The following is a 7,417-nucleotide window of genomic DNA, read 5'->3' as shown; positions in this document are numbered from 1 at the left end:
CCGCAGCGGATGCCGGGCCAGGACCTCGTCCACCTGAGGCGTCAGCGCCGCCGCAAGCCGCGCCGCCGCCGGGCGGTTCTCGTCCCGCAGGGATGCGACGGCCGCGAGGATCACGGCACGTCGGCCCCCCTCCTCGGGCACACCGGCGGCCGCCCTCTCGTACAGGCGCGCGCCCTCCTCCAGGACGACGTCCGTGTCCATGCCAGCCGGGATCTTGATCTGCGCGTGATGGCGCCAGGTGCTGACCGGATCGCCCCACGCCTCCACCGTGAACGTCCACAGGCCGGGCTCGCCGGCCGTGACCTCGGCGCCCCACCGGTCCGTCCCGGGGGCCAGCTCCCGCATCGGTGTCCACGGGCCTGGGCGGCCCCCGGGATCCTTCAGGACGACATTGGCCGCGACCGCGTCGTGCCCCTCCCGGAACACGGTCGCCGAGATCTCGAAGGTCTCACCGGTCACGGCCTTGGCCGGCCGGCGCCCGCGCTGGACGACCGGGCGGACATCGAGAACGGGTATGCGCCCGACGGCGGTCGCCTCGCCCACGGGGAGTGGTTCCGGGACTTGCGGACCGGCGTCGGCCGGGCGCGCGGGACGTGGCTCGCCGCCGGGCGCGCGCGCCCCGGTGCGGCGGGTGGGGGATGGTGACGAATGGTGCTTGGCGGGCATGACCGCTCCTGTCCGCGTCAACGTGGGTGGGCGGATGTCTGTGGGGAGGTGGGTCCTGCATGGTGCTCCTGAGAGGGGTACCCGGAGGAGCCTTCCCACCCTATTCGGGTGAGCAATCCGGCACTTTGTTAACTACTCACGCGTATGTCGACACACAAGACCGGCCTCGTCCGCGACGGACGAGGCCGGCCCCTTCGCGTGGCTGCTCCTTCGCCCTAGGCGTGCGGCACCCGCAGTAACTTGTCCGGCGAACCGGGGCCCCGTCCGGAGATCTTCCCGGTCGCCGCTCCCGTGCTCAGGGCCCTCCCGACCTGGGCCGGAGCCGCCCTCGGGTGGTCGGCCAGATACAGCGCGGCGGCGCCCGCGGCATGCGGCGCCGCCATCGAGGTACCCGAGAACGCGGCCAGCGCCGTGTCGCTCGCGGCGGACGCGGAGGTGACGTGCACGCCCGGAGCGAAGAGATCGAGGGCCGGACCGTGATTGGAGAAGGCCGGTTTCGCATCCCTCCGGTCGGTCGCGCCGACCGTGATCGCCTCCTTGACGCCGCCCGGGGAGTACAGGCCCGCGGGCCTGCCGTGGTTGCCCGCGGCGACCGTGTAGGTGACGCCGGAGGCGATGGAGGCGCGGACGGCGGCGTCCAGCCGGTCGTTGCGCGGGCCGCCCAGGCTCAGGTTGGCGACGGCGGGCTTCTTCGCGTGCCGGGTCACCCAGTCGATCCCGGCGATCACCCGGGCCGTGGTGCCCGCCCCCGCGGCGTCGAGGACGCGTACGGAGACGACGCGGGCCTTCTTGGCGACACCGTGGGTCTTCCCCGCGACCGTGCCGGCGACGTGCGTGCCGTGGCCGTTGGCGTCCGACGCGACCTTGTCGTTCCCGACGAAGTCCCAGCCGTGGCCCGCCCGGCCGTCGAAGTCCTGGTGCGTGGTCCGGACGCCGGTGTCGATCACGTACACGGTCACCCCGGCGCCCGCCGAATCGGGCCAGGTGTAGCTCCGGTCCAGCGGCAGACTCGGCTGGTCGACGCGGTCCAGCCCCCAGGAGGGCGGCTCGTGCTGGGTGCGGTCCAGCCGGACGCGGGTGTCCTGGACGACCGAGGCGACCCGGGGGTCGGCGGCGAGCCGCCCGGCCCGTCTTACGTCGGTCCTGATCGCGTAGCCGTTCAGGACGGTGCCGTAGATGTGGCTGATGTTCACCCCGTACTTCTCGGCGAGGGCCTTTCCGGCCGCCGACTCAGCCCATGTGCCCTCCTTCAGTGTCACCACGTAACTTCCGTGCACGGAGCCGGGTTGTCCGGCGCCGAGTATCCGCCCCTCCGGTACGGCGTGCGCGGGCAGGGTGATGGCCGAAAACGCCGCGGCACAGATCGCCGCCGCCAGGCCCCCCGTCCAGCGCAGACGCCGTGCGCGCGTCCGTGCCATGCTCCGAGTTCCCCTCCTCGACTCGGCGTACGGCTGCCGCGCGGCACCGCGTACGGCAGGTGCGGGCCGGTACGCCAGAGGCAGCCTCTCGTGGCGTGCGAAGCGCCACAAGGACGCCTATGGGGCGGAATCGGCCATATCCGCGGATGGGGCGGTTCCGGACGATCGGGGATTGGGTGGCGGAGCTTCACCGGCGGCGGCACCGACGCCGGTACTGTCGTAGGTGACGTCGATGAAGCCCTGTGTCAGAACCCTGCGTCATCCTGCGAACGCGCCGAGGTGGAACCAGTGAAGGCGATCCGTCGATTCACCGTCCGACCCGTTCTCCCCGAGCCCCTCCGGCCGCTCAGTGATCTGGCCCGCAATCTGCGCTGGTCGTGGCACGCGGAGACCCGTGACCTGTTCCAGTCCGTCGCCCCCGAGCGCTGGGCCGCCTCGGGCGGCGACCCGGTCCGGCTGCTGGGCAGCGTGCCGCCCGCGCGGCTCGCGGACCTGGCCGGAGACCGCCGCTTCCTGCGCCGCCTCGCCGCGGTCGCGGGCGATCTGAACGACTACATGACCGGCGACCGCTGGTACCAGGCCCAGCCCGACGAACTCCCCGCCGCGATCGCCTACTTCTCACCCGAGTTCGGCATCACGGCCGCCCTGCCGCAGTACTCCGGCGGCCTCGGCATCCTGGCCGGTGACCACCTGAAGGCGGCCAGTGACCTCGGCGTCCCGCTGATCGGCGTCGGGCTGCTCTACCGGCACGGCTACTTCCGCCAGACCCTGTCCCGGGACGGCTGGCAGCAGGAGCACTACCCCGTGCTCGACCCCAACGAGCTCCCCGTGGTCCTCCTGGAGGAGGCCGATGGCACCCCCGCCCAGGTCGCCCTCGCCCTGCCCGGCGGCAAGCGGCTGCACGCCCGGATCTGGCTGGCGCAGGTCGGCCGGGTCCCGCTGCTGATGCTGGACTCGGACGTCGAGGAGAACGACCTCGGCGAGCGCGGCGTGACCGACCGGCTCTACGGCGGCGGCAGCGAGCACCGGCTGCTCCAGGAGATGCTGCTCGGCATAGGAGGGGTCCGGGCGGTGCGCACGTACTGCCGGCTGACCGGGCACCCCGAGCCGGAGGTGTTCCACACGAACGAGGGACACGCCGGGTTCCTCGGCCTGGAGCGGATCGCCGAGCTCTGCGCCGAGGGCCTGGACTTCGACTCGGCGCTGGAGGCGGTCCGCGCCGGGACCGTCTTCACCACCCACACCCCCGTCCCGGCCGGCATCGACCGCTTCGACCGCGAACTGGTCGCCCGCCACTTCGGCCCCGACGCCGAGCTGCCCCGCATCGACGTCGAGCGCGTCCTCAGGCTCGGCATGGAGACCTACCCCGGCGGGGAGCCCAACCTGTTCAACATGGCCGTGATGGGCCTGCGCCTCGCCCAGCGAGCCAACGGCGTCTCCCTGCTGCACGGCAACGTCAGCCGTGAGATGTTCTCCGGCTTGTGGCCCGGGTTCGACGCCGACGAGGTACCGATCACCTCCGTGACGAACGGTGTGCACGCGCCCACCTGGGTCGCCCCGGAGGTGTTCCGGCTCGGCGCCCGGCAGATCGGCGTCCACCGCGCCGAGGACGCGCTGACCGTCGGCGGCTCGGACCGCTGGGACGCGGTGGCGGACATCCCCGACCAGGAGATCTGGGAACTGCGGCGGGGGCTGCGCGAGCAGCTCGTGACGGAGGTGCGGGAGCGGCTGCGGGCCTCCTGGCGGCAGCGCGGGGCCGGCACGGCCGAGCTGGGCTGGATCGACGGCGTGCTCGACCCGGACGTCCTCACCATCGGCTTCGCGCGGCGCGTCCCGTCGTACAAGCGACTGACGCTGATGCTGCGCGACCGCGACCGGCTGATGGACCTGCTGCTGCATCCCGAGCGGCCGATCCAGATCGTCGTGGCGGGCAAGGCGCACCCCGCGGACGACGGCGGGAAGCGGCTGGTGCAGGAGCTGGTGCGGTTCGCGGACGATCCGCGGGTGCGGCACCGGATCGTGTTCCTGCCGGACTACGGCATGGGGATGGCGCAGAAGCTGTACCCGGGGTGCGACATCTGGCTGAACAACCCTCTTCGCCCGCTGGAGGCCTGCGGTACGTCCGGGATGAAGGCGGCGCTCAACGGCTGTCTCAATCTGTCCGTCCTGGACGGCTGGTGGGACGAGTGGTTCCAGCCGGACTTCGGCTGGGCCATCCCCACGGCCGACGGTGTGGGGACCGACCCGGACCACCGCGACGACATAGAGGCCGCGGCGCTGTACGACCTGCTGGAGCAGCGGGTGACGCCCCGCTTCTACGAGCGTGGGCAGAGCGGACTGCCCGACCGGTGGATCGAGATGGTCCGCCAGACGCTGAGCCTGCTCGGGCCGAAGGTGCTGGCCGGGCGGATGGTCCGCGAGTACGTCGAGCGGCTCTACTCGCCGGCGGCGCTCGCCCACCGGTCCATGGTTCCGGACGCGGCGCGGGAGCTCGCCGAGTGGAAGGGCCGGGTGCGGGCGGCGTGGCCGGGCGTCACCGTCGACCATGTGGAGACGTCGGCGTCGGCGGCGCTGGCGGAGCTCGGTACGACGCTGGGGTTGCGGGTGCGGGTGGGGCTCGGTGCGCTCGGGCCCGATGACGTCGAGGTGCAGGTGGTGTCGGGGCGGGTGGACGAGGAGGACCGGATCGGTGACGCGACGGTTGTTCCTCTGAAGCCGGTGGGGTCTCCCGACCAGGACGGGCGCTGGGTGTATGAAGGGCCCTTGTCCCTGGATCGCACCGGGCCTTTTGGGTATACGGTGCGGATCTTGCCGGCTCACCGGCTGTTGGCCTCCAGTGCGGAGTTGGGGCTTGTGGCCGGGCCGTCCGAGGAGTTGGTGGAGGCTGCGGGTTTGTTGATGCGTTGAGTTTCGTCTGCGGGTGCGTGGGGGCTGGTCGCGCCCACGCGGCGGAACCGTAAATCGATACAGCCCCCCGCCCCTAGGTATCCGCACCACCCTGCGTTGCCAGGTTCCGTAGGACGGTGCCGCACCTGCGTGCGTACGCGTGCTGGAATCCCCTGGTCGCCGGGCCACCGGCCCTCGCGTACCACTTGGCGCCGCGGCTGAAGGCGTTCACGGTCAGCCAGACCGTGCCGTCGCCCGTGCGGTCGACCACGAAGGACTCCTCGCCGCACTCCGGGTGGCCGGGCAACGTGCCGTAGGCCCAGCCGGCGCGGCGGGGTTCCTCGACCGTCCACACCACACGGCAGGGGGCCTTGATCATCCCGGCGAGGGTGACGGTGACGTCGACGCCGGGGGCGGCCCGGTCCGCGCCGGCGTCGATGCCGACGCCCAGGGCCCGGTGCATCTTCCAGGTGAGTACCGCCTCCGAGGCGCGGTGGAAGACCTCCTCGCCTTCCCCGAGGCGGGTGCGCACGTTCATGGGATGGAAGCCCGGCGGGCAGAAGCCCTGGTCACGGGTGGCGCCGACATCGGCGTAGGTGAAGTCCTCCGAAGACATGGTCACCAAGAGTAGGGCGGTACCCGGACGTGCCTTCCCTCCGGGTACCGCCCTCGGTCGCGCTTCGGTCAGCCCACGTTGACGGCGGACCAGGCGGCCGCGACCGCCTTGTACTCGGCGCTGCTCGCGCCGTACAGCGCCGAGGCCGCGTTCAGGGTCGCCGTGCGGGCGCCCGCGTACTTGGTCGTCGACGTCATGTACGTCGTCAGCGCCTTGTACCAGATCTGGAGCGCCTTGGTGCGGCCGATGCCGGTGACCGTGGAGCCGTTGGAGGTGGGCGAGTTGTAGGTCACGCCGTTGATGGTCTTCGTGCCGCTGCCCTCGGACAGCAGGTAGAAGAAGTGGTTGGCGGGGCCCGAGGAGTAGTGGACGTCCAGGCTGCCGAGGCCGGCGGACCAGGCGTCGGCGGAGTCGCCGTCCTTGCTGGGCTTGTCCATGTAGCGCAGCGGGGTGCCGTCGCCGTTGATGTCGATTTTCTCGCCGATGAGGTAGTCGCCGACGTCGGAGGGGTTGTTCGCGTAGAACTCCGCGCCCGCGGCGAAGATGTCGCTGGTCGCCTCGTTCAGGCCGCCGGACTCGCCGCTGTAGTTGAGGCGCGCCGTGGCCGACGTCAGGCCGTGGCTCATCTCGTGGGCGGCCACGTCGAGCGAGGTCAGCGGTTTGGCGTTGCCCGCGCCGTCGCCGTAGGTCATGCAGAAGCAGCTGTCCGACCAGAAGGCGTTGTTGAAGTTGTTGCCGTAGTGAACGCGCGAGTAGGCGGCCTTGCCGTCGTTGCGGATGCCGTTGCGGCCGAAGGTGTTCTTGTAGAAGTCCCAGGTCACCTGGGCGCCGTAGTGGGCGTCGGCGGCGGCGGTCTCCAGGTTGGAGGGGTTGCCGTTGCCCCAGATGTCGTCGGAGCCGGAGAAGAGGGTGCCGGTGCCGGAGGTGCCGCGGCCCAGGTTGTACGTCTTGTTGCCGCCGCGCGTGCCGTCCGACAGGGTGTACGACGACCCGGACTTCGTGGTGCCGAGGGTGACCTTGCCGCTGTAGGTGGTGTTGCCCGTGCCGGTCTCGATGCCCTGGTACTCGTAGAGCTTCTTGCCGGTGGCGGCGTCGGTGATGACGTGCAGCTCGTTCGGGGTGCCGTCCTCCTGGAGGCCGCCGACGACCGTCTCGTAGGCGAGGGTGGGCTTGCCGTCGGCCGCCCAGATCACCTTGCGGGGCGTGGAGTTCGCCTCGGTCTTCTCAGAGCCGGCCGCCTTGGCGAGCGTCACGGCCTGCTTCTCGGCCTTGGTGGCGGTGACCGCCGGCTTGAGCGAGGCGACCTCGAGGGCGGCCTTCGTCGCTCTGGTGACGCCCTTGGTCTCCCCGGACTCCGACTCGTGCACGACGAGGTCGCCGCCGAGGACCGGCAGGCCCGCGTAGGTGCGCTCGTAGCGGGTGTGGACCGTGCCGTCGGCGTCCTTCACGACGTCCCTGACGACCAGCTTCTCCTGTTCGCCGAGGCCTATCTCGTCGGCGGTCCCGGTGGCGTCCGCCTGCTGCTCCTTGATGAGGGCGGCGCGGGCGGGCGCGGTCAGCAGGAGCGGTGCGGCCGCCAGGGCCGGCTTGCCGGCGGCGGAGGAGTCGGCGGCGACGCTGCTGCCGGAGGTCAGACCGGTGGTGAGCAGGGCGCCGGCCGCGACGGCGGTGGCGATGGCCAGCGTGGTGCGCTTGTGACGCGCGTAGAGAGGGGTGATCACACGAGCTCCTAGGTGTGGGGGAAGTGCTGTGGTGCTGTGCGGCGGGTGGGGGAAGAGTGGCACCTGGGACGCGTACATGTCAGGAGCAACGCGTGATGTTGACCGGAAAA

The 7,417-nt window shown here is 71.6% G+C and carries 5 protein-coding genes; 1 reads left to right on the top strand and 4 read right to left on the bottom strand.

The features are described from left to right. On the bottom strand, positions 1–666 hold a 666-nt coding region (locus AOQ53_RS04580; RefSeq protein WP_148640286.1), incomplete at its 3' end, for a maltotransferase domain-containing protein. 215 nt (positions 667–881) lie between these two features. Continuing rightward, entirely contained in the window at positions 882–2,084 is a 1,203-nt protein-coding gene (locus AOQ53_RS04575; protein WP_059415189.1) for a S8 family peptidase, read from the bottom strand. A 288-nt stretch (positions 2,085–2,372) separates the two neighbouring features. Here AOQ53_RS04575 and AOQ53_RS04570 point away from each other — a divergent pair, with 288 nt between their 5' ends. Beyond that, positions 2,373–4,991 carry a glycosyltransferase family 1 protein gene (locus AOQ53_RS04570; protein ID WP_059415188.1) on the top strand — a complete coding sequence of 873 codons (2,619 nt, stop codon included), beginning with the start codon at positions 2,373–2,375 and terminating at the stop codon, positions 4,989–4,991. Positions 4,992–5,064: 73 nt separating this feature from the next. On the opposite strand, the gene AOQ53_RS04565 is transcribed toward AOQ53_RS04570, so the two are convergent. Together AOQ53_RS04565 and AOQ53_RS04560 are read right to left on the bottom strand one after the other, a co-directional pair. Then, positions 5,065–5,586, bottom strand: a complete 522-nt coding sequence (locus AOQ53_RS04565) for a DUF1990 domain-containing protein (RefSeq protein WP_059415187.1) — start codon at positions 5,584–5,586, stop codon at positions 5,065–5,067. A 68-nt stretch (positions 5,587–5,654) separates the two neighbouring features. Further along, entirely contained in the window at positions 5,655–7,304 is a 1,650-nt protein-coding gene (locus tag AOQ53_RS04560) for a M4 family metallopeptidase (RefSeq protein ID WP_059415190.1), read from the bottom strand. Positions 7,305–7,417 lie beyond the last annotated feature (113 nt).

It is taken from the genome of Streptomyces azureus, from assembly GCF_001270025.1.
Taxonomy (GTDB): domain Bacteria; phylum Actinomycetota; class Actinomycetes; order Streptomycetales; family Streptomycetaceae; genus Streptomyces; species Streptomyces azureus.
Note: the sequence above shows the minus strand (reverse complement) of the source record. Positions and strands in the feature narration are given on the sequence as shown.